This window comes from Chroococcidiopsis thermalis PCC 7203 (assembly GCF_000317125.1).
Classification (GTDB): Bacteria; Cyanobacteriota; Cyanobacteriia; order Cyanobacteriales; family Chroococcidiopsidaceae; genus Chroococcidiopsis; species Chroococcidiopsis thermalis.
Window position 1 is genome coordinate 2,306,300 of sequence record NC_019695.1, and the last position, 21,985, is coordinate 2,328,284.

The window sequence follows — 21,985 nt, forward strand, 5'->3', positions numbered from 1 at the left end:
ATGACATATGCTAAATAGTTTGGAACTGCGTTGGTTTATTTCAGGAGAGTTACCTTTAGAGGTTTCCTCTTGGTTTGAGCGAGATAAATTAGGCGGACAATTGCAAGCACCAGAAACAAGAGAAGACGTGTATCTCTACGTTCCTGAATGCGAATATATGGGATTAAAATTGCGCCAGGGACGTTTGGAAATTAAGTGGCGACAAGCAGAATTAAAGAGTTTGCATTTTGAACGGGTGGAGGGTAAGTTAGAAAAATGGGGCAAATGGTTGTGTGAAGATCCAACCACTGAAAGTTTTCAACCAAAGCATGTATTGAGCCAAAAATCTTGGGTGAGGATCGGTAAAGTGCGATCGCAACGTCTGTATGACGGTTGTGCCTTAGAACTCACTCAGTTAACTATCCAAAATAATGCCTGGTGGAGTCTGGCTTTAGAAACCTTTGGAACAGAACCACAGAAAATGGATAAACTACAAAGTATATTTGAGTTGATAGGTACAACTTACACTGGATCGCAGTTAAAAGTTCAAAAATCTTATGCTTATCCTAAATGGATAGAAATAGCAATGACGCATTAGATAAATAAAGTTAAAAGTTAAAAGTCAAAAGTCAAAAGTTAAAATTGAGGAGACAGTTGATGGTTATCGATCGCTGCTCGCGTACTCCCTTGCATCACTGACAACGTGTAGAGACGTTCCATGTAGCGTCTCTACACTGATAATTGATAATCGGTTACGTCTTTTCTACGAAAGTAATATCTAATAAATCTTCTTGAAATGCGATCTGACTGTTATATTGTTCGATCAGGCTACTCAGAGAAACTTGAGTCCGATCGCGAATAATAACTGCATCATTTTCATTGCGCGATCGCTGGAGAGAAACACCTTCTAGCCAATCTGCAAGATTACCGCTATAACCGTCAGCGACAGCTTTAAGATAATCCGTACAGCGCCGAAATAACTTTGGTAGAATTAATTGACCGTTGGGAGGAGTAATAGAATCGAAGTCTACTAATCTGAAAATACTAGTACTATCTGCTGCCCATACTCCTAAATCTTTTTCCCGCGCTGCTAAAGCTGCTTCCCGTAGGACTTGACGATGCGATCGCGGTGTAGAAGTATAAACAGTATAATAAGCTCTGCCCTCAGCCATCATTAGAAAGTTAAGAGTTTGGCGCAAAAGTTCTGGTTCAACTTGCGTCCAGTCTCCGTTTTCTAGCTGTGCGGCATTCTTTCCAATTAGTGCATAAGATATAGGTCGCCCGTTGACATCAGCTGCCTGAGTTAAAATTACCCCAGATATAGTATCGGGATCGGCAGATTGGACGCGATCGCCTTGAAATTTGATTTTGGCAAAACCCATCTTTTTTAAAAGAAAATCGCGGGTTTCGTCCCCTAGAGGTTGGGCATACCTGCCATAATGTACTTCTGGAGCATCTATACCTTCAAATCGCAATTGAACGCTGCGATCGCGAGAAGGTTTAATTCGATAGTTGCGCTGGAGTTCTTGATATAAATCTGAATCGTCAGCAATGAAGCGTACAGAATCTCCATCTGGTTCTTTGTCTGCTATGACAAATTTACCTTTGATAGTCAGATAAAAAGGTGATGCCATGCAGACTATCCTCCATATGAATACTGCTAGTCGATTAGTGTCTCAGACTAGCAGCAATAGATTATGGAGAGATTATCAATAGCTTGTCTTTGGTAATTCTGTTGAGTTTTGCCAGATCGAGAATTCTCTTGTCTACCTATTTAGAAATATCTGGAAACTCACCCATCCACAGCATTGCCTCAGAACTACTAGCATCTTTAGCAACAGCAGGACGGATTCTTTCGTGCAGTTCGGGATGCTTCTCTGCCAATTGGGTTTCATTCAAATTTGCATCCAATACCGTGCCATCTTGGGAAAAAACGGAGTAGTTTAATCCTTGGGAACCAGAAATAATTTTAACGCTGCGATCGCGCAATTCTAGCTGAGTAATTATTTGCCGATTCTCTGCCCGTGCTGTAGTAGAAAGCACGCTAGTGATGAGGAGAGCTAGAGTTATAAATGAGACTGGGCGCATCATTTCGTCCCCAAAAAAAAATTCTGTGAGGCTCTGCCTACAAAAATAGCATAGTACCGAAACGAGTTAGGAAGCCGAACAGTTGAGGCGATCTCTATCCGAACCTTCAAATAACTTCAAGAAGACGTTGTTAGCTGCTAGCTGTACGTAAAGCCTACCTAGACGAACAGCATATCGCCTCTGCCAAAAACTTGCTCGTTCGCGGTTGAATCGTCCGTCATTCACTGTATTCTCGATAACTATCATAAGTATTTTGCGTGCGAAATTTTTTGTCCCTTATAAACAGTCAGCAACTGTTTTATGTTGTTGCTTAACTTAAATTCTAAGTATGACACCTCTGATAAGTCTTCCTACTACGGTTACAGTTTTGGAAACAGAGTGTGTTATTCGTCACTAGTCATTAGGTCATTCGCTGAGTTACAAATGACCAAAGACGGATAACCAATGACATTCATTTAAAACTGTCGCAAAAACCGCAGATCGCTACTGTAAAAGCGACGAATATCGTCGATTTGGTGGAGTACCATTGCCAGCCGTTCCACACCCATACCAGCGGCAAAACCGGTGTATACCTCTGGGTCGTATCCTACAGCTTTCAACACGTTCGGATCGATCGCGCCGCAGCCCATAACTTCCAACCAACGTCCTTTCCATTGCACGTCTACTTCAGCTGACGGTTCGGTGAAGGGGAAATAACTAGCACGGAAGCGGATCGGCACGTCACCAAACATTTCTTGTAAAAATATTTGGATCGTACCTTTGAGGTCGGTGAAAGTTATACCTTCATCTACCGCAAAAAATTCTATCTGATGGAAAACTGCGGCATGGGTAGCATCTACAGTATCTCGCCGATAGCAGCGACCTGGAACCACAATTCGCACGGGCGGCTCGTTGTCTTCCATATAATGAATTTGCCCGTTTGATGTATGAGTCCGCAGCAAATTTCCGTCGGGGAGATATAATGTATCCTGCATATCCCGTGCTGGATGGTCGGGTAAGAAATTGAGTGCCTCGAAGTTGTAGTAATCCGATTCGATTTCCGGTCCCGTCGCTACGGTGTAACCCAGACCGACAAAAATATCAATAATTCTGTCAGTAGTACTGTTGAGGGGATGGGCGTGACCGAGGGGACGAAAAACCCCAGGCATAGTCACATCTATAGTTTCAGATTCTAATTTCGCCTGGAGTCGGGCTGCTTGAAGCTTTGTACGTCGGTCGTCTAAATTTGCTTGTACCGCTTCTTTAACGGTGTTGGCGATCGAGCCAAATTGCGGGCGTTCTTCAGCTGAGAGCTGACCCATTTGCCGCATAATTGCAGACAACTGACCTTTTTTGCCCAAGTATGCTACTCTGAGTTCCTCCAATCGCTCCAGGCAATCGGCAGCAGCGATCGCGGTTTGCGCTTCCTGTCGTAGCGTTTCTAGTTGAGTGACTAAGTTACTAGGCTGGTCGGTCATGCTCTTTTAGCTGCTAACAATAATAAAATGTCTAACTGCGTCTATCCTATCAGTGTAAAGCAGTTATCAGTGATTAGTGACTAGTGGCTAGTGACTAGAAAAGAGTCCAGCCACCAGCCACCAGCCACCAACCACCAGCCACCAGCCACCAGCCACTAGCCACTAGCCACCAGCCACCAACCACCAACCACCAACCACCAGCCACTAGCCACCAGCCACCAGCCACCAGCCACCAGCCACCAGCCACCAACCACCAGCCACCAGCCACTCCCTACTCTCCCAATGAAACTACTGATCAGCAATGACGATGGCATTTACGCTCTTGGTGTCCGCACCCTTGCCAATACTTTAGCTGAGGCGGGACACGATGTATTTGTCGTCTGCCCCGATCGCGAGCGATCGGCGACTGGACACGGTTTGACCCTGCATCAGCCGATCCGCGCCGAACCGATCGAATCGATTTTTCATCCCAAAATTAAAGCTTGGGCGTGTTCTGGCACTCCTTCTGACTGCGTGAAGTTGGCTTTGTGGGCTTTACTCGACACCCCCCCCGATCTGGTTCTGTCTGGCATCAATCAAGGGGCGAATCTAGGTACTGATATTTTGTATTCCGGTACGGTTTCTGCCGCAATGGAAGGGATCATTGAGCGCATCCCTAGTATTGCTTTTAGCCTTACTAGTTTTACCCATCAAGATTTTCAAGTCGCAGCTAACTTTGCTCGGTCTTTGGTTGCGCAGTTGGAACGGGAACCGCTACCACAATTGATTTTACTCAACGTTAACGTTCCTCCCGTGCCACAAGCAGAGATTACTGGAGTCACGTTCACTCGTCAGGGCATACGACGATATGTAGATGTCTTTGAAAAACGAGTCGATCCCCGTGGTAAAACTTATTACTGGCTGGCAGGGGAACTATTAGAAGAAGTGGAACCAGAACCAGATCTGCATTTGCCTCAAAATATTCCTACCGACGTGGATGCGATTCGCCAAAATTACATTACCGTCACGCCGTTGCAATATAACCTGACTTGTGCATCGGGTTTACAACAATTAAGTCAACGGCAAATAAATTTTCCATCTGGGTGCGATCGGTAAGTCACGAGCGATTTACGGCAAGCAAATCATTTGTGCCAAAGTGTAGTTTGTGTCAAAATGTAAAGCGTGTGGATAACTGAATCTACTACTAACGCTCTAACTCCAACTGCTGTTGCCCTGGGAAATTTTGACGGTTTGCATCGCGGGCATCAGCAAGTGATTCAGCCTGTCGTGAAGAATTCGGAATTCGGAAGTCAGAATTCGGAATTAACGGCTTTCCATTCAACAGTGGTGACGTTTAACCCTCACCCGCAGGAGTTTTTTAGCGGACAGTCTCGCCAACTGCTGACACCACTACCAGAAAAAGTCCAGCAGTTATCTAGTTGGGGGATCGAGCAGTTGGTGTTGCTACCCTTCAACCGAGAGCTAGCAGCGTTAAGTCCTGAAGATTTTGTCGAACAGATATTAGTACAACAACTGCAAGCGAAAACAATTAGTATCGGACAAGATTTTCGCTTTGGCAAGCAGCGGAGCGGTACGGCAACAGATTTACAGGCGATCGCGGCTCGATTTGGTATTCCCGTGGCGATTTTGCCAAACTACAACTGTGAAGGCGAGAGGATTAGCAGTTCTGCGATTCGACAAGCATTAACTGAAGGCAATGTCAAACGCGCCGAGTTGTTATTAGCTCGTCCTTATACTCTTCAAGGTAAGGTCGTCAAAGGACAGCAGTTAGGAAGAACCATTGGCTTTCCCACAGCTAACATTGAATTACCCGAAAATAAGTTTTTACCCCGCCTTGGTGTTTATGCCGTCAGGGTTTTAATAGAAGGTGAGAGACATGATGGACAAGGAAGACAAGGAAGACAAGGGGGAATATCAAACGATGAATTTACCTCTTGCCTTTTACCTCTAGCGTCTGGAGTGATGAATCTTGGCTATCGTCCTACTGTTAACGGAATTGGGCTAACGGTAGAAGTACATTTGTTTGATTGGTCGGGCGATCTTTATGGTAAAGCGATCGCCGTTCAATTAGAGGAATTTATCCGAGCGGAAAAAAAGTTTGCTTCCCTGGATGAACTGAAAGCACAAATTGCAGCTGATTCCGCCAAGGCAAGAAATTTGCTATCACCGGATACCACACATGAAAAAGTAAATTGATTTATGGATGCGCTGTGTATTGTTGCTTAAGCTAGAAACCGGGAAAACAACCAAGGAGCGATCGCAACCCAGATGAGGACTAAGAGCCAAATTCGTCCTGCCAAAATGTTGTAGTCGCTCAGCAGCTTGCTCCATGAATGTCCAGCAACGAAGTGACCAAAAGTAAATTCAAAGATAACAGTAAGTCCCAGCCAGAGCAATCCAACGGCGATCGCCTGCTTGGGTGAATCAAAGCCCCACAGATGTGCGATCGCCCATATGTAAAGACCTAACCACAAGACACCAGTAGCAGTTGAAATTTGATGGGCGCGTAACTCACTGAAATATTTCCCGTATGTCACCTCTCGAATGAAACCATTGATAATACCAATAAATACCATAGGAATCCATGCCAGCATGTAGCGCCAAATCATGGCTTATTCCTCAAATGTGGCTTACTTCCATTGTAGAACTGAAGGATGGCGCTACATTACTTCACGCACCACGCACCACTCTCTACTGATAACTGGTCACTATAAAAGCCTGTGGTACAATGAAAAATCGCGGCATTTTATGACTAAAGAGTAAATCATGGCACTGACACAACAGCGCAAGCAAGAGCTTATTTCCGAATATCAAGTTCACGATACCGACACGGGATCGACTGAAGTGCAAATAGCAATGCTAACAGAGCGGATTAGCCGTCTCAGCGAGCATCTACGCAGCAATCAGAAAGACCACTCTTCGCGACGGGGTTTGTTAAAATTAATCGGACAGCGCAAGCGGCTGTTAAGCTTCTTGCAAAGCGAAGACAAACAAAAATATCAGAATTTATTAGCTCGTCTCGGTATCCGAGGTTAGAAGGGGTTGGAAACTATGGCAGCTGAAGAACCGCAAAAGCAAAGCGATCGCCTCCCGTTTGAACCTGCTAGGAAGCGCCAAAAACCCCCCAAGGTACAAGCCTCTGCGACTCAAGAAACCAAAGCACAACCGAACCGCAAGTTAACGAAGCGGGAAAAGGAAGAAATTGCTATTCCTAAAGTTGTTAGCAGTCGGATGGCACGGCGGATGGCGGCGTTTGCTGGGATACCAACATTTTTCGGGGTATCTACATTTTTTGTCAGCTACATAGTTGTGAGCAACGGCTGGTTGAGATTGCCTCCCATAGCCGTGTTGATGGTAAGCATGGGATGTTTTGGCTTAGGCGTGTTAGGAATTACCTACGGTATTCTCTCTGCTTCTTGGGATGAAGATAGAATCGGAGGCATCTGGGGCGGACAAGAGTTCCAGACTAACTGGGGGCGTATGGTAGAAGCTTGGCGAGCAAATCGGCAAAAGAATGTTTAACTAAAATGTCAGCCACCAACTTTTAGTACTTAACCTAACTTGAACGAGGCGAGTGGGTGAAAAGGAGACGAACAGGGCTTTTGCATGGCGATCGCACCACCTTTAACTTTTCATCCCTTCGTTATATAAAAATTTCATCTAAGTATTTATTTAGCGAGCAGCGAGTCGTGAGTGGTTAGTGACTGGTGGTTAGTTGTTAGACTCAACTCTTGTCACCAGCCACGCTTTCACTAGCCACTGATAACTGATAACTGAATAAGGAATTTGGCATGATTATTGTGATGAAAGTTGGTTCGCCACAAGAAGAGATCGATCGCATTAGTGAAGAAATGTGCGGTCGAGGGCTGACGCCTGAAAAAATTGTGGGGAAACATAAAGTTGTGATCGGATTAGTAGGGGAAACAGCCGCCCTCGATCCGTTGCAAATGCAAGAAATTAGTCCTTGGATCGAACAAGTTTTGCGAGTAGAACAACCATTCAAACGTGCGAGTTTAGAATTTCGTCACGGACAACCTACAGACGTAGCGATCGAAACGCCCGACGGAGCAGTTCACATCGGTCAAAATCATCCAGTGGTGACAATTGCTGGTCCCTGCTCGGTTGAAAATGAAGAGATGATCGTGGCTACGGCGCAGTATGTCAAAGCGTCAGGAGCTAAACTGTTGCGCGGTGGAGCGTACAAACCTCGGACATCTCCTTATGCTTTCCAAGGACATGGTGAAAGTGCTTTAGGCTTGCTGGCTGCGGCACGGGAGGCTACGGGCTTGGGCATCATTACTGAAGTGATGGACGCGGAAGATTTGGACAAGATTGTAGAAGTCGCCGATGTCGTCCAAGTTGGGGCGCGGAACATGCAAAATTTCTCGCTGTTGAAAAAAGTGGGAGCGCAACCCAAACCAGTTTTCTTAAAACGAGGGATGTCAGCCACAATTGAAGAATGGTTGATGGCAGCTGAATATATCATGGCTGCGGGGAATCCTAACGTGATTTTGTGCGAACGGGGTATTCGTACCTTCGATCGCCAGTATGCGCGAAATACCCTAGATTTATCGGTTATTCCCGTATTGCGATCGCTGACTCACCTACCAATCGCGATCGATCCCAGCCACGGCACGGGAAGGGCAGAATACGTACCATCAATGGCAATGGCGGCGATCGCGGCGGGTGCAGATTCGCTGATGATAGAAGTCCATCCAAACCCTGCTAAAGCCCTATCTGATGGACCTCAATCCCTCACACCGCAAAGATTCGATCGCCTCATGCAAGAACTCAGCGTTATTGGCAGAGCAGTAGGGCGCTGGCAGCCGCCAGTTGTTGCTTTGACATAACTTAGGGCTGGCAACGCCCATCCCCAAAATTCGTCAGGGCGCACATCTGTGCGCCCCTACCGCAGATAAATTTAACGTCTAGCGTCTTCTACTACCGAAAGAACTCCGGCTGCGGCTACCACTACCGAAAGAACCCCGGCTGCGACTACCACTACCAAAACTACCAGAAGATGGTCTTCTGTATGTGGAGTTACGATTGCCCGATGGGCGCAGAATGTTAGTACCGTAACCCGATCCAGTGGGACGGTTAGTCGTGCGTGCGGGTGTGCGTACCGTGCTGCCTGAAGGAGTTCTAATTCTACCAGTAGTACGGAAGGTTTGTCTGTTTCTAACTGCTGCTGGGGCTGCGTTGTAACGGGTGCGATAGCTGCTTACGGCGCGATCGTAAGTATTGCCATAACCGCCATAGCCTCTGAGAACGCTTACCCCTGGTTGATAGACGGGTGGAACGTAGTACTGAGGTCTAAATAGCAAGCTACCGATCGCCTGACCAGCAATATTACCCGCTAAGGCTCCGGCAAATGGTGTCCAGAAACTCGTTTCTCGGCGGACAACTACGGTTTCTTGCTGTCCTGTTTGCGGATTCGTCTGCGTCTCAGTTACGTTATGGACGTACTGAATCCGAAAATCTTCAGTTAGATATAAAGCTGGCTGTCCGTTTTCTACTTTCAAATAACTCTTTTGACCTGCTTTAATTTGTTCGTCGGTCAGCCGTGCCATTTGTAAGTTTTGAGTATTGTAAACCGGGGGCGTGCCAGGAGGGGTATTGAGTAAGACTAAACTATATGTCCCATCAACATCATTATATTCAGCCTGCTGTACGGGATACTCACCATCGGCGAGCTGGCTAGAAACGCTTTCTCGCGTGGCTACATTTCTAGTAGCTTGGGGATTATTCGCTTCATTTGGTCCTCCACAAGCTACAGTTGTCCAGCATAAAGTTAAGGTTAAAAACAAGATTGTGAATTTACGCAACATGGAGCAATCCACTTAAATTGAGCTTTCATCATAACTCTAGCAAGTTCAGATGCAAGGGAATTCCTCCGTTAGCTAGGAACTTTTTGCCCCTTGAAGCATCGCACCTATCTCTTTTTACTCAAGTAGAGTAGGCTAAAAACTGTAGTGGATAATACTTTCACGCACTGGCGATCGCCTTTCTAGCCATAAGTTACAACCTACTCAATCAAGCCATGTTCTAGGGCAAACCGAACTAATTCAGTACGGCTATTTGTACCAGTTTTGCTAAAAAGGCGGCTGACGTATTTCTCTACGTTACGGACGCTCGTTTGCAGGCGGCGAGCGATTTCTTTGTTCATCAATCCTTCTGTCACCAAATTCAAGACGCTTTGTTCTCGCGGGGTTAGATCGATTTTTATTGGGGCGGGAGTCGTATTAATTGCACTACGCTGAGTTAGCATTGCCTTAATTTGAGCGATTTGATTGGCTAATTCAGCGATGTCGGGGGCTTCACCTTCTGCTAAGGGTTGACTGACGGGGCGACGGTCTAATAAGTTTTCAACAATTGCCACCAACTCATCGGGATCGAAAGGCTTGGGAATATAAGCATCTACACCAGAGTTGTAGCCCTGAATGCGATCGGTTGTCATCCCTTTAGCAGTCAAAAATACCACTGGTAGGCGTTTGAAGCGGGGATCTTCGCGCATTTGCTTCAGAAATTGATAGCCGTCTACCTGGGGCATCATGATATCTGAAATCACCAAGTCAGGAGTATTTTGCTGCAATAAATCCCAACCTTCGCGGGCATTACTTGCAACCTGCACGGCGAAACCGCTTTCTTCTAAGTAGTCCTTGACGGCTTCCCGCAGTCCAGGTTCATCATCGACTAGTAAAAGACGTGGTGACATTCCAATTCTTGCATTTGATATTTAGTACCACTTTAGCGGATTTTAGACTGCTCCCTCATCTGTTCTCTAGCCCTCAGTTTCTGCTAAATATCGCTCTAAGTCTTCGCTGATGCGAGTGAGTTCGGCTTCGCTAGTTATGCGAATGTTACTATCCTTGATGGTTAGCAGAACTTTTGCCGCAAAAGGACTCGCCCAAATATTAGGATTACAAAATACTTCGAGAAAAACTTCTCCCACGTGACGATATTCCATCGGAGGTTGAGGAGTGGCTTTGCCAATTGGTGTAGATTTGACTGCAACTGCTTTGAGACGATCCATCAACTGAGCGATCGCAGCCTGTAATTCCCGTGCTGCCGTTGGCGAAAAGCTGAAGGAAACCGAGCCTTCAACTAAATTTAAGGTTAATTGTGTAGGAGTCACGATCGGGTAATTAAAATTTGATTCTATCAGTTAACAGTTATCAGTTATCCGTGGATAGCGGCTAGTGGCTGGTGGCTAGATGCTTCTGACTTGCAACTTGCGACTGCAAAGGAGCAACTTACGACTTGATAGCTGCTCCGCAATTCTTTCGTCCTTCCTTCGTCTCTCGGCAGCTATTTTGATTTATCCCTGATAAGAGCCTTTTTCAAAACAATGCGAAAAGATATAAAATTAATTGCTAATCTTATTCATTAAGTATGCAATTTACCAATTTTTTTATTGTCTCAATTCTATATAAAAACCACAAACTAAAAGATTATTTCCTATAATTCAATTGTTTGTGACTCCGAATTTGGTATTTAAAATTCAGAATTTTTATATATGATTTTAGACAATCGTTCTGTAGTTCGTAAGGTTTTACTGATAACTTTATTGCTCAACTTATTTGTGATGGCGTTGAAAGCCACAATAGGTTGGTGGACGGGTTCGCTCAGTTTATTAGCCGATGCCTTGCATAGCATCACGGATAGCGCCAATAACGTTTTGGGATTAATTACCAGCCGCTTTTCTTCTCCCCGACCAGATCGAGATCATCCCTACGGGCATCAAAAATTTGAAGCTGTAGGAGCTTTAGGTATAGCTGCCTTTTTGGGCATTGCTTGCTTTGAAATTTTACAAGGAGCGATCGAGCGAATTTTTAGTGGGCTTCAACCAGTAAAAATTACTGAATCAGAGTTGTGGTTGCTACTAATTGTCCTGGGCGTGAATATTTTCGTGACCTTTTACGAACGTCGCGAGGGTCAAAGGGTAGGCAGTCCGATTTTGATTGCCGATGCTAAACACACTATGAGCGATGTCTGGGTGACGATTACCGTGTTAGTAGGATTGATTGGTATTTGGCAGGGACGAGTTTTAAATCTGCCTCAACTCCAATGGTTAGACATAATTTTGGCGTTTCCCGTTGCCTTATTAGTGTTTTGGAGTGGTTGGCAGGTGATTAAAGAAAATTTACCTTGGTTGGTCGATGAAATCGCGATCGCCCCCGAAGCAATCCACGCGATCGCCATGTCCGTACCTGGGGTGGTTAACTGTCACGATATCGCCTCCCGTGGTTTACTAGGGCGACAAGTCTTTATTGAAATGCATTTAATTGTCGATGCTGTTGATGTGGATACTGCCCATCGGATCACTGAAGCCGTAGAAGCCAAACTGGAAGAGAAATTTAGCCCCGTGCGGGTTTTAATTCACGTTGAGCCACCTGGATACAAGTCAAACAGTATTAGCTTTGATGAGGAAAGGGAGCGCACGAGCAGGGAGCAGTGACTAGCCACTAGCCACCAGCCACTAGCCACTCACAAAAATTGAATTTAATTCACAATTTTGAAAAGCTCTACTTATTAAAGCGGTGCGATCGCTGTTAAATTTAGCCTTACAATCCGAGCTAAACAATAATCTTTTTCAATAAGACAGACTGATTATTGTAATAGTATGTAAAACTGGACTTTACCATAAGAGAATTTAAACCATATGATTCAATTTATGGAATAACAACGTATCGTAGGTTAAAAACAGGTGATTTGAGCTAATAAGTAAAACTAGACAATAGCAGTCTTTTATTATCTAGTAATTTTGTATACTCTTGTGTCAATTATGACCAAAAACAACAACTACTTAAGAGCAAATAACATGAAATGGTATGGGAAACGATAACCGTGGAGCAGTACGGAAGGTATTGCTCGTTACCTTACTGCTGAATTTGAGCGTGACAATACTCAAAGCAATCCTGGCTTGGTGGACTGGTTCTCTCAGCTTGTTCTCGGATGCTTTACATAGCGTGACAGATAGTAGTAACAACATTTTGGGGCTAGTTGCCAATAACCTATCTTCACCAGAACCGGATCGCGATCATCCTTACGGACATCAAAAATTTGAAGCGATAGGAGCTTTGGGAATCGCGGGTTTTATTAGCATTGCAGGTTTTGAAATTTTACAAACAGCTATAGAGCGAATGCTTAAAGGTGCAGAGTTAGTTAAGGTTTCTGCACCAGAATTGTGGTTGTTGCTGATCGTATTGGGCGTGAATATTTTTCTTGCCTATTACGAGGATGGTGAAGGACAACGATTGGGCAGTTCGATTTTGATTGCTGATGCCAAACATACGATGAGCGATGGGTGGATTACGCTCACGGTATTGACGGGGTTAATTGGTGTTTGGCAGGGACAGGAATCGGGTATCCCTCTACTACCGTGGCTTGATGTAATTTTGGCTTTTCCCGTCGCTTTTTTAGTATTTAGCAGTAGCTGGGAAGTTCTGAAAGAAAATTTACCTTGGTTAGTCGATGAAATCGCGATCGCGCCTGAAGAAATTCACGCGATCGCCATGTCCGTACCTGGAGTCATCAACTGTCACGATATCGCCTCCCGTGGCGTAGTCGGTCGGCAAGTTTTTATTGAAATGCATTTAGTCATCTACTCTTCTGACATCGAAACCGCCCACTACATAGCCGAAGAAGTAGAAGCACGGTTACGAGACCGATACGGTTCGGTCAGAGTCGCTATCCGCGTCGAACCGCACAATTGCCAATCCGATCAAATTAGCTACGAGTCAGCAACAGAGTGATTTGTAGTTCCTCCCAACTCTTGTACGGGCGGGTTTAGCCAACGATTCACCGCTGGCGAGCCGAAATTTTCCCTCAAAACCCGCCCCTACGACAACTGACAACCGCTCACTCCCAAGTAGCAACAGGACGTAGGATCTCAGGAATTTTTTCTTGAGTTGGGGGAAATTCGAGGATGGTTTCTCGCAAAGCGAGATAACCCGATTCACTGAAGGATAGTAGCATTCGCGCCAGAGCAAACCAAACTTCTGATTCATATTCCCAATCGCGATCGCGTACCGATCTACCAGCAATGGAACGCAGCGCCCAAAAATAGCTGTTACGAACCACAGAACCACCTTTTTTATAAGTCGGTACGTCCTCGCGGTGAAGAAACAGAATTGTATCCGCAATTTTTGCTCTCATAGTACAAAGTAGGGTGGGCATTGCCCACCCTACATTTATGGTTTATTCAAAAACATTCTAGCTAGCAGAAGACAACATCAACTCTTTCGCTTCTACTTTACTGACTTGGACTTGACCGTCAGCATCAACATCAACTAAAGCTGTGTCGCCATCGTTAATGCGACCGGATAACATAGCTTCAGCTAAAGAATCTTCCAACAGCCGCATCATTGCTCTGCGTAACGGTCTAGCACCGTAGCTGGGATTGTAGCCTTCATCGACAACTTTATCTTTAAAACGCTCTGTCACTTTCAAGGTAATAGAACGCTCGGTCAAGCGGTTAGAGATCTCTTGAAGCATGATGTCAGCAATTTGCTTGACTTCATTCTTGTTGAGTTGACGGAAGACGATAATCTCATCAAGGCGGTTGAGAAACTCAGGACGGAAATGTTGCTTGAGTTCTTCTTGGACTAAGTTGCGAACGCGATCGTATTGTGCGTCAGCGCGATCGCCACCTAATTCAAATCCAATCCCACCGCCACCTTTTTCAATGACTCTCGAACCAATATTAGAGGTGAGAATAATCAGCGTGTTTTTAAAGTCTACCGTGCGTCCCTTGGCATCGGTCAAACGACCGTCATCCATGATTTGCAACAGCATGTTAAACACGTCGGGGTGTGCTTTCTCGATCTCGTCGAATAGCAACACGGTGTATGGTTTGCGCCGTACGGCTTCCGTTAGCTGTCCGCCTTCGTCATAGCCAACGTAGCCAGGAGGCGAACCAATTAGCTTAGAAACAGTATGCCGTTCCATGAATTCCGACATATCCAAGCGAATCATCGCTTCTTCAGAGCCGAAGAAGTATGCAGCAAGGGATTTTGCCAACTCTGTCTTACCTACACCAGTAGGACCAGAAAAGATAAAACTAGCGATCGGACGGTCGGGATTCTTCAATCCAACTCGCGCCCTGCGGATAGCTTTAGAAACAGCTGTAACAGCTTCTTCTTGTCCGATGAGACGCTGGTGCAGAGTATCTTCTAAGTGCAACAGCAACTCTGATTCGGATTCCGTCAGCTTGCTGACTGGTACGCCCGTCCAAGAAGCGACAATTTGAGCAATGTCTTCTTCGTCTACTACAGGAACGCTAGCGTTTTCGATTTCTTGCTTTCTATTGTCAGCGATCGCCTTTAACTGTTGCTCGATTTCCAACTCGCGATCGCGTAATTTACCAGCATTGTCAAAATCTTGTGCCGAGACTGCGGCTTCTTTCTCTTTCGTTACCTGCACCAATTCTTGCTTAAGTGCTTGGGTTTCGGGAGACTGCTTCGAGTTGCGGAAGCGGACGCGAGAACCTGCTTCGTCGATCAAATCGATCGCCTTATCGGGCAAGAAGCGATCGCTAATGTAGCGATCGGACAGTTGAGCAGCAGCAGCCAAAGCTAGATCTGACATCTTAACTTTGTGGTGTTGCTCGTAGCGATCGCGCAACCCAAACAAAATCTCGATTGTCTCGACAACACTAGGTTCATCTACCATCACTGGCTGAAAACGCCTTTCTAGTGCTGCATCCCGTTCGATGTGCTTGCGGTACTCATCTAGGGTAGTAGCTCCCATGCACTGCAACTCGCCTCTAGCTAAGGCAGGTTTGAGCATATTTGCCGCATCGATTCCGCCTTCGACACCACCTACGCCAATTAAAGTATGGATTTCGTCGATAAATAGGATAACACTGCTATTCGATCGCACTTCATCCAAAACAGATTTGATCCGCTCTTCAAAGTCACCGCGATAGCGAGTTCCGGCAACTAACGAACCCATGTCAAGACTGTATAGCTGCTTGTCTATGAGAGTATCAGGCACGTCATTATTAGCAATCCGCTGCGCCAAACCTTCGGCGATCGCAGTTTTACCAACACCAGGTTCGCCAATCAATACGGGGTTATTCTTCGTGCGCCGACCTAAAATTTGCACGGCTCGTTGAACTTCTTTTTCACGACCGACGACAGGATCTAGCTTACCTTCCGCCGCTAGCTTCGTTAAATTCGTCCCAAACTCATCCAACGTCGAAGTTTTGCTGGGGGCTGTGCCAAAACCCTTGCGTCCTTGTCTACCAGCACTAGCAACAGTTGCAACTTCACCCAACTTGCGAATCGTGTTACCACGGGCTTCGTCTAGATCGACCCCCAAGTTTTGCAAGACTTTTCCAGCGACACCTTCTCCCTCTTGGAGCAAACCTAACAACACGTGTTCTGGACCGATGTAATTATGCCCCAAAGTGCGTGCTTCTGTGAAAGCTTGCTCGAATACGCGCTTGACTTTTGGTGTAAAGGGAATTTCAGCCATCGCTGGACGATTTCCTCTACCGATAATTTTTTCCACTTCGGCGCGGGCTGCTTGAAGGGTCACTCCCAGCTCGGTTAATACTTTTGCTGCAATTCCCGTGCCTTCTCCAATCAAGCCTAATAAAATTTGCTCGGTTCCTACCAAATTGTGACCCAGGCGACGTGCTTCTTCCTGGGCAAGCATAACTGCTTTAATTGCTTTATCAGTGAAATGCTCAAACATAACGGGCTTTCCTCTACCGAGCTGTTTGAAAAGGTGAAGAGGTTTTCACTTTCACCCTCTCTACATAAACTTTTATGTAGTTTCTTCCGTTAATGTATCCTTCCCAAGTACAACTCTGCATTGGTAATAGCCGTAATGCCAAAGGCGTAGTAGCCACCCTGATGAGGAGCGAGGAGTGAGGAGTGAGAGGAAGGAGGAGACTAGGGGGACAAGGGGGAACTCGCTCTTCCCCGCGACCGGAGGGAGTGGGGATTAGGGGGCAAAGGGAGACTAGGGGGACAAGGAAGCAGGTGTGCAAAGAATCCCGCATCTACGCAGCCAAAATTCCCTTACTCCTCGCTCCTCACTCCTCGCCCCTTATTTCTAACAAAGAGGTATTTTCACCATAAAGATCGTGCCGACTCCGACTTCGCTTTTCATGTGAATTTGACCGCCGTGGGCATCGACAGATTTTTTGACAATAGCAAGTCCCAATCCCGTACCGGAGATATTACCGACGTTGCTAGCTCTGTGGAAGGAATGGAAGAGTCGATCGCGATCGCCCATCGGAATGCCGATGCCTTCGTCTTGAATTCGGAAGATTGCTGCTCCTTCCCTTGAAATAATGTCGAAATAAATACTTCCACCATTAGGTGAATACTTAATTGCATTAGAGAGTAAATTTCCTAGTACCTGTCGCAAAAGCTTTTCATCCATACCAGCATTGATACTATCTCCCTGCGTGCGCAGAAGAATTTTATGAGCAGTGGTTGTGATTTGCATCCCTTCAACCAGTTCGCGGCAAAATTCGATCAGATCTATGGGTGATGGATTGAATTCCAGCTTACCTGCGTCTGCTTTGCCAATTAAGAGGACATCATCCAGCAAACCAGTCATGTGTTTGACAGCGGTAATGATGCGTTGAAAATGATGGCGTTTTTTCTCTTCTGTCCACTTGGAACTGTAATCTTCTAATAACTCTGCTGAAGATAAAATTGTCGTCAATGGCGTGCGGAATTCGTGGGATGCCATCGTGACGAAGCGAGATTTGAGTTCGTTCAGTTCTTTTTCTCTTGCTAGAGCTTGTCTGATTTCTGCTTCTGCTCCTTTTCGCTCGGTGATGTCGCGCACGATCGCCATCACTTCGTCTTCTTCGCTTAAAGCAATGCGGGCTTCGTAATCTCGCGGTTGTTCTGCAATTGTCAATCTATATTCATAGACTTGGATTTCACCTGTAGCGATCGCTTGCTCGACACATTCTACTAATGGTCGAGCGATCTCTGGCACAAATAGGTCAGAGAGTTTTTTGCCAACTGGCTCGGTGTGAGAAGCAATCAGCCAATCATCCTTTGCTGCTTTGTAGTTGAGGAGAGTGCCATCTTGACTGAGACGAAACATGGAGTCGGGAATTGCATTTAGCAGGGCGCGATTGGTAGCGACGCTGGAACGCAAAGCCTCTTCTACCCTCTGGCGTTCGGTAATTTCTCTGCGTAGTTGCTCGTTGGCTAATCTTAATTCTGCCGTGCGCTGTTCTACTCTCAGCTCTAATTCGTCGTATGCTTGTTGTAATAAAGTTTCTACCCGCTTGCGCTCTGTAATATCTCGGATAATAGCTAGTACTTCGCGATCGCCGCTAACAACGATGCGTGCTTCTTCCACGCGAATTTTATCGTTAACCTGTAGTTGGTACTCAAAAAGCTGGGGTTTACCTGTCTCTAAAGCAGCATGGACGTAGCGCATTCTTTGTTCGGCGACTTCCATTGGTAACACGTCGTACTCGTTCTTACCAATCATTTGACTGCTGGTGGCAGAAAACTCGCTGTCTTTAGCTGGTATGTAGTCCAGATACGTTCCATCCGCACCGATCCGCAAGATTAAGTCGGGGATTGCCTTGAGCAAAGCCCGGTTTTTAGTTTCGCTTTCTCGCAGTGCTAGCTCGGTGTGCTTGCGCGCGGTAATATCGACGATATAGCTTCTGACCAGCTCATTTTCAGGTAAGTAGTGGACGGATTGCTCGAAAATTTTGTCAAGAACTTCTATTTCACGAACAAAAAACGTTTCGCGATCGTCTTGCACTCTTTCTACAATTCCAGCCATAATTGGATGCTGGAGTTTCACTTCCCGCAGATCGGGAAATTGAGCCACCGCTGCGGGGTTAATGTAAGTAATATCGCCCGTGAGATCGAATTCTAGTATCGGATTTGATATTAATTCAGGAAATGAAGCCAAGCGAACGAGTACTGACTCTTTAGAATTAGCAAACTCGATATTTTCAATAATTTGCGTAGGTGGGCTGTGATGAGAGCTAGAATTTAGTCCACTAGAATCAGATTCGCGATCGCTATTGCAGTAGTAAGTGGCACTTACATCTCCAGCAAATTCAATTTCATCGCCGTGTTTGAGGTCGTGCGAGAAACAAGATTTTTTATTGATGCGAATGCCATTCGTGCTGGGCTTGCCTTGTAAATTACCGTCAATGATGCGAAAAAAATGGTTGGCAGTACCAGGAGTTGTGACGCGCAACAAGATCGCGTGCTGGCGAGAGACAAGCTTAGACTGCAATACAATCGAGTTAGAAGAGTCACGCCCCAGAGTGCAGGTGGCAGCCTCCAAAACGACTACGCGCTTACCTGCGTTATCTTCGATCTCCAGCCAATGCTGAGTTTGCTGTGGTTCTTTCTCTGGCACTGTTTTAAGGCAGCATATCTATAAATTGTTATTCATAGTCTGCCCATTTTTAGCGAGAAAAATGCAAACTTAACGATATAGGGATAGGGTGTAAGAGAAGAACAAGCGCAGATTTCTGGTTGTTGTGAGACTTGGGGCTAAGCCCGCCCGTACACCAAGCGTAGGAGCGGGTATTGAATGCCGATTTCTGGTGACGGTTTTGAGACTTGGGGCTAAACCCGCCCCTACGATTCCTGATAACTATTATCGTTTCGTAGGAGGTTCTTCACCCTCTACATACATTGGTGGTTCGATCGCGAAGTTATCAAGCCTTCCAGACTCATCAACAACATAACCATCTGTGGTCGTAAAGCCCTCGCCCTCTTCCTCTTCCTGTTGCTTAAAGGCTTCGAGTTGTTGTTTGCTCTGTTCGGTTGGAGTATTAGCTGGAATCACCGCATCAGGTGCATTAACCGCTGTAGTTTGAGCGGTTTGTACGCCAATGTGGTCGTTTCCTGGCGCACCTCTACCAGGTTCGGCTGCTCTTGGGTCTTCTTGTTGTGTCGGACTCACAGCAGTTTCGGATTCCTGCGAGTCTTCTTTTGGTGGTCTGGCTGGATCGTTAATCATATTTTTTACCCTCCAAATTTTCGTTGCGATCGCTATAGAGACATTACATGTAACGTCTCTACTATTGTTGGCGTTTTTATGAAGATATCTGAATTTGCTTTGGCTTTGTCTCTTTCGCGAGAATTAAAGTGCCAAAGCACAGGGTAGAGATTACGTTGTAGAGACATTAAATGTAGAGACGTTACATGTAACGTTTCTACATTTAAGGCAAAATTTTCTCTAGCCACTCGGTAAAACTGGGAATCGTCCAGTGGCGGAAATCGCCTTCAACTTTGTCGTAGCCTGTAATTGGAGCAAAGACGTTGTTAGGTGCATCTTCTGACTTCACTTCCTTAGTACGTTGTCCTTGAAAACCTACCAGTACCAGAAGAGTATCTACTAGAGATGGTGATAGCCGTTGCAGCAGATCTAGGACTCTACCTACATCTCCTACAATGTAGTCACGGGTGGGATGTTCGGCAGCGTAGAGGATGGCATCGGCAACCAGGCTCGGCTGGTAGTAAGGAGGTATACCCGTGGGTTTTACTCCCAGTTTGGTTTTGACTTTGTTGTAGTAGGGAGTATTGATCACAGCAGGTAGGATACTGGTGACGCTGATAGGGATGTTTTCGTGTTGTAATTCGACGCGCAGAGATTCGAGAAAGCCTTCTAAGCCGTGCTTAGCTGACGAATAAGGACTTTGCAAAGGGAGCGATCGCCTACCTTCTAATGAAGAAATATGAATTAGCGCCCCCCGTCCTTCTTGCTTTAAATATGGTAGAGCTGCCATTGCGCCATACACTTGTCCCATCAATACAACGTCAATGACACGTTTGAATTCTTCTGGCGTAATTTGTTCAAACGGGGCAAGAATACCTGTAGCAGCCGCATGAACCCAAGTATCGAGTCTGCCGTAGGTTGCTACTGCTTTATCTGCGATCGCTTTGACTTGTTGAAAGTCGCTAACATCCGCCAGAATATAAGTCGCCTCCCCTTTTGCCGCTTCGATTTCTTCTACTAAGGAGAGCAACCCTGGTTCGCTACGGGCTGCCACGATAACTTTTGCACCTTTTGCAGCAAACTTTAATGCTGTTTCTCTTCCAATTCCACTAGATGCACCAACAATTGCCACAACTTGTTGCGCGATCGGCTTGAGTTTTGTCACTGTGTCTCCTTTATATGACTCGTTTTTCCGCTCAAATCCATCGAAGCTAGGAAAAATATCGAGTTTAAATTATTAATTTTGAACTTTTATTAATTAATGTAATTAAGTTCGAGAAGTGAGACATCAGCCGAAAGATTGGTTGCGATCGACCGTTATTCAAACTCTTGAGAATGCATTAACTTTCTGACATCACTCTAAGGGAGTAAATATCGTATTTTATATTTAATAAATCTATTTAAAGAACGACTTCCAACTTTTTATTTAACCTTCTGCTCTAATGAGAACTCTGTCATTTTCGCATTAAATAATTTTGCTTTGTTTATCGTTTTGTATTTTACTATTTTCAAGCAGCACGTAATAGTGTAGTTGCGCTATTGACATTGTATAAGATCCCACTCAAAATTTACTTTCTTTTAATAAAATTTTTCGTGTGGATGCCCAGATGGGGCATTGTTTTTTCTCAATAAAAAAAGTTTACTGAAACTATCTAATAATTACTGATTTCTTACTCGATACCTGTGCAGATGTTCAAGTATTTTCGCAGTAAGAAATAGTAATTCATGAATTACTAAATGAGGAAGCGATTGTGAGGAAATATCTCAGCAAATTGATGCTGGCTCTGACAATTTTACCATTAATTAGTCAGCCAGTTTTCGCCCACGTTATCTGGGTAATCAAGGGCGAAAAGCAAGGAGAGTATGAAGTTTTATACGGGCATCCAGAGGAGGATAAACCAGAAGCATACGATTCAATCAAATTTCAAGAAGCTACAGCTTACAATAGTTATGGATTTCCTCAACCGCTAGAAGTTAAAAGAAAATTTGAAGGCGTAACCCTAGTTTCCCCAGGAGATATTGCTGTCATTACTGCCGTCAATAACAATGGTTACTTCATTGTTTCTAATGACGATGAATACACAAATGTTTTCCGACCAGATGCTTTAGCAGCTAACAACGAAGCGACTGAAGTTACTCACACATACAAATACACCAAATCTTTTTTCCAGCCTACGGGTTTAGCCACCCAACCATTTGGAATGAAAATGGAAATTGTACCTTTACAAGATCCGTTTGATGTTGGTGCAGGTGGCTCGTTGCGCGTGCAAGTCTTGTTTGAAGGCAAACCCGTAACAGATGTAACTGTAGAATATGAAGGGAAGGAAGTACCGGTAAACGATCGCGGTATTGCTACAATTACTCTGACACAGAAAGACATACAAATTGTGGAAGCAGAGTATAGAGTTCCTTCTACCGACGATCCAGCTACCGATGAAATTGCTTACGCTGCCTCGCTAGCAATTCAGAAGAAATAAATAGAGTGGTGGGCAATGCCCACCCTA

General features: G+C 45.3%; 24 protein-coding genes. 10 read left to right on the forward strand and 14 right to left on the reverse strand.

The genetic code is table 11. The features are described 5' to 3' along the window. Nucleotides 1-7 precede the first annotated feature (7 nt). Nucleotides 8-577 (forward strand): hypothetical protein, encoded by a 570-nt coding sequence (locus tag CHRO_RS10160; RefSeq protein WP_015154115.1) that lies wholly within the window; start codon nt 8-10, stop codon nt 575-577. A gap of 154 nt (nt 578-731) precedes the next feature. Here the strand turns inward: CHRO_RS10160 and CHRO_RS10165 are convergent, their stop codons facing one another. From CHRO_RS10165 to CHRO_RS31975, 5 genes are all read right to left on the reverse strand, one after another. After that, entirely contained in the window at nt 732-1,613 is an 882-nt protein-coding gene (locus CHRO_RS10165; RefSeq protein ID WP_015154116.1) for a thermonuclease family protein, read from the reverse strand. A 136-nt stretch (nt 1,614-1,749) separates the two neighbouring features. Further along, on the reverse strand, nt 1,750-2,070 hold the full coding sequence (locus CHRO_RS10170) for a hypothetical protein (protein WP_051033206.1): 321 nt from the start codon (nt 2,068-2,070) through the stop codon (nt 1,750-1,752). A 63-nt stretch (nt 2,071-2,133) separates the two neighbouring features. Further along, complete coding sequence (locus CHRO_RS31970) at nt 2,134-2,313, reverse strand: hypothetical protein (RefSeq protein ID WP_015154118.1); 180 nt, start codon at nt 2,311-2,313, stop codon at nt 2,134-2,136. 209 nt (nt 2,314-2,522) lie between these two features. Further along, nucleotides 2,523-3,524: a phenylalanine--tRNA ligase subunit alpha gene (gene pheS, locus CHRO_RS10175; protein WP_015154119.1), complete on the reverse strand. Its 1,002-nt coding sequence runs from the start codon at nt 3,522-3,524 to the stop codon at nt 2,523-2,525. A gap of 94 nt (nt 3,525-3,618) precedes the next feature. Further along, nucleotides 3,619-3,792: a hypothetical protein gene (locus tag CHRO_RS31975; RefSeq protein WP_181824166.1), complete on the reverse strand. Its 174-nt coding sequence runs from the start codon at nt 3,790-3,792 to the stop codon at nt 3,619-3,621. A gap of 14 nt (nt 3,793-3,806) precedes the next feature. On the opposite strand from CHRO_RS31975, the gene surE reads away from it, so the two are divergent. Together surE and CHRO_RS10185 are read left to right on the forward strand one after the other, a co-directional pair. After that, nucleotides 3,807-4,619, forward strand: a complete 813-nt coding sequence (surE, locus tag CHRO_RS10180; RefSeq protein WP_015154120.1) for a 5'/3'-nucleotidase SurE — start codon at nt 3,807-3,809, stop codon at nt 4,617-4,619. A gap of 66 nt (nt 4,620-4,685) precedes the next feature. After that, nucleotides 4,686-5,720, forward strand: a complete 1,035-nt coding sequence (locus CHRO_RS10185; protein ID WP_015154121.1) for a bifunctional riboflavin kinase/FAD synthetase — start codon at nt 4,686-4,688, stop codon at nt 5,718-5,720. Nucleotides 5,721-5,746: 26 nt separating this feature from the next. Here CHRO_RS10185 and CHRO_RS10190 read toward each other — a convergent pair whose 3' ends face one another. Further along, nucleotides 5,747-6,133: a hypothetical protein gene (locus CHRO_RS10190; RefSeq protein ID WP_015154122.1), complete on the reverse strand. Its 387-nt coding sequence runs from the start codon at nt 6,131-6,133 to the stop codon at nt 5,747-5,749. A gap of 157 nt (nt 6,134-6,290) precedes the next feature. Between CHRO_RS10190 and rpsO the strand changes: the two genes are divergently transcribed. From rpsO to aroF, 3 genes are all read left to right on the forward strand, one after another. Beyond that, a complete protein-coding gene (gene rpsO / locus CHRO_RS10195; RefSeq protein ID WP_015154123.1) occupies nt 6,291-6,560 on the forward strand; it encodes a 30S ribosomal protein S15 in 270 nt (89 codons plus the stop codon). A 15-nt stretch (nt 6,561-6,575) separates the two neighbouring features. Further along, nucleotides 6,576-7,046, forward strand: a complete 471-nt coding sequence (locus CHRO_RS10200) for a PAM68 family protein (RefSeq protein WP_015154124.1) — start codon at nt 6,576-6,578, stop codon at nt 7,044-7,046. A 269-nt stretch (nt 7,047-7,315) separates the two neighbouring features. Continuing rightward, nucleotides 7,316-8,374 carry a 3-deoxy-7-phosphoheptulonate synthase gene (aroF, locus tag CHRO_RS10205; RefSeq protein ID WP_015154125.1) on the forward strand — a complete coding sequence of 353 codons (1,059 nt, stop codon included), beginning with the start codon at nt 7,316-7,318 and terminating at the stop codon, nt 8,372-8,374. A gap of 78 nt (nt 8,375-8,452) precedes the next feature. Here aroF and CHRO_RS10210 read toward each other — a convergent pair whose 3' ends face one another. The 3 genes from CHRO_RS10210 to CHRO_RS10220 form a co-directional block, all read right to left on the reverse strand. Beyond that, the gene (locus CHRO_RS10210; RefSeq protein WP_015154126.1) at nt 8,453-9,352 is read right to left on the reverse strand and encodes a hypothetical protein; all 900 of its coding nucleotides are present in this window, start codon (nt 9,350-9,352) and stop codon (nt 8,453-8,455) included. A gap of 197 nt (nt 9,353-9,549) precedes the next feature. Then, a complete protein-coding gene (locus tag CHRO_RS10215) occupies nt 9,550-10,239 on the reverse strand; it encodes a response regulator transcription factor (RefSeq protein WP_015154127.1) in 690 nt (229 codons plus the stop codon). A 66-nt stretch (nt 10,240-10,305) separates the two neighbouring features. Further along, the gene (locus tag CHRO_RS10220; protein ID WP_015154128.1) at nt 10,306-10,659 is read right to left on the reverse strand and encodes a hypothetical protein; all 354 of its coding nucleotides are present in this window, start codon (nt 10,657-10,659) and stop codon (nt 10,306-10,308) included. A 381-nt stretch (nt 10,660-11,040) separates the two neighbouring features. Here CHRO_RS10220 and cdf31 (CHRO_RS10225) point away from each other — a divergent pair, with 381 nt between their 5' ends. Together cdf31 (CHRO_RS10225) and cdf31 (CHRO_RS10230) are read left to right on the forward strand one after the other, a co-directional pair. Beyond that, on the forward strand, nt 11,041-11,982 hold the full coding sequence (gene cdf31, locus CHRO_RS10225) for a CDF family zinc efflux transporter Cdf31 (protein ID WP_015154129.1): 942 nt from the start codon (nt 11,041-11,043) through the stop codon (nt 11,980-11,982). 373 nt (nt 11,983-12,355) lie between these two features. Next, nucleotides 12,356-13,279 (forward strand): CDF family zinc efflux transporter Cdf31, encoded by a 924-nt coding sequence (cdf31, locus tag CHRO_RS10230; protein WP_015154130.1) that lies wholly within the window; start codon nt 12,356-12,358, stop codon nt 13,277-13,279. Between the two features lie 106 nt (nt 13,280-13,385). Here the strand turns inward: cdf31 (CHRO_RS10230) and CHRO_RS10235 are convergent, their stop codons facing one another. Both CHRO_RS10235 and CHRO_RS10240 read right to left on the reverse strand, forming a co-directional pair. Continuing rightward, entirely contained in the window at nt 13,386-13,682 is a 297-nt protein-coding gene (locus CHRO_RS10235; RefSeq protein ID WP_041462428.1) for a hypothetical protein, read from the reverse strand. Between the two features lie 57 nt (nt 13,683-13,739). Next, nucleotides 13,740-16,226 carry an ATP-dependent Clp protease ATP-binding subunit gene (locus CHRO_RS10240; protein WP_015154132.1) on the reverse strand — a complete coding sequence of 829 codons (2,487 nt, stop codon included), beginning with the start codon at nt 16,224-16,226 and terminating at the stop codon, nt 13,740-13,742. A 182-nt stretch (nt 16,227-16,408) separates the two neighbouring features. On the opposite strand from CHRO_RS10240, the gene CHRO_RS31980 reads away from it, so the two are divergent. Beyond that, nucleotides 16,409-16,615 (forward strand): hypothetical protein, encoded by a 207-nt coding sequence (locus tag CHRO_RS31980; protein ID WP_181824304.1) that lies wholly within the window; start codon nt 16,409-16,411, stop codon nt 16,613-16,615. On the opposite strand, the gene CHRO_RS10245 is transcribed toward CHRO_RS31980, so the two are convergent. The 3 genes from CHRO_RS10245 to CHRO_RS10255 all read right to left on the reverse strand — a co-directional run bounded on the left by CHRO_RS10245 (nt 16,590) and on the right by CHRO_RS10255 (nt 20,646). Further along, nucleotides 16,590-18,893, reverse strand: coding sequence for an ATP-binding protein (locus tag CHRO_RS10245; protein ID WP_015154133.1), 2,304 nt, complete (start codon nt 18,891-18,893; stop codon nt 16,590-16,592). The two genes, CHRO_RS31980 and CHRO_RS10245, sit on opposite strands and share 26 nt — an antisense overlap. A gap of 243 nt (nt 18,894-19,136) precedes the next feature. Beyond that, the gene (locus CHRO_RS10250) at nt 19,137-19,502 is read right to left on the reverse strand and encodes a hypothetical protein (protein WP_015154134.1); all 366 of its coding nucleotides are present in this window, start codon (nt 19,500-19,502) and stop codon (nt 19,137-19,139) included. A gap of 202 nt (nt 19,503-19,704) precedes the next feature. Beyond that, complete coding sequence (locus CHRO_RS10255; RefSeq protein ID WP_015154135.1) at nt 19,705-20,646, reverse strand: SDR family oxidoreductase; 942 nt, start codon at nt 20,644-20,646, stop codon at nt 19,705-19,707. Between the two features lie 586 nt (nt 20,647-21,232). Here CHRO_RS10255 and CHRO_RS10260 point away from each other — a divergent pair. Continuing rightward, a complete protein-coding gene (locus tag CHRO_RS10260; RefSeq protein ID WP_015154136.1) occupies nt 21,233-21,958 on the forward strand; it encodes a DUF4198 domain-containing protein in 726 nt (241 codons plus the stop codon). The last annotated feature ends 27 nt before the right edge of the window (nt 21,959-21,985 follow it).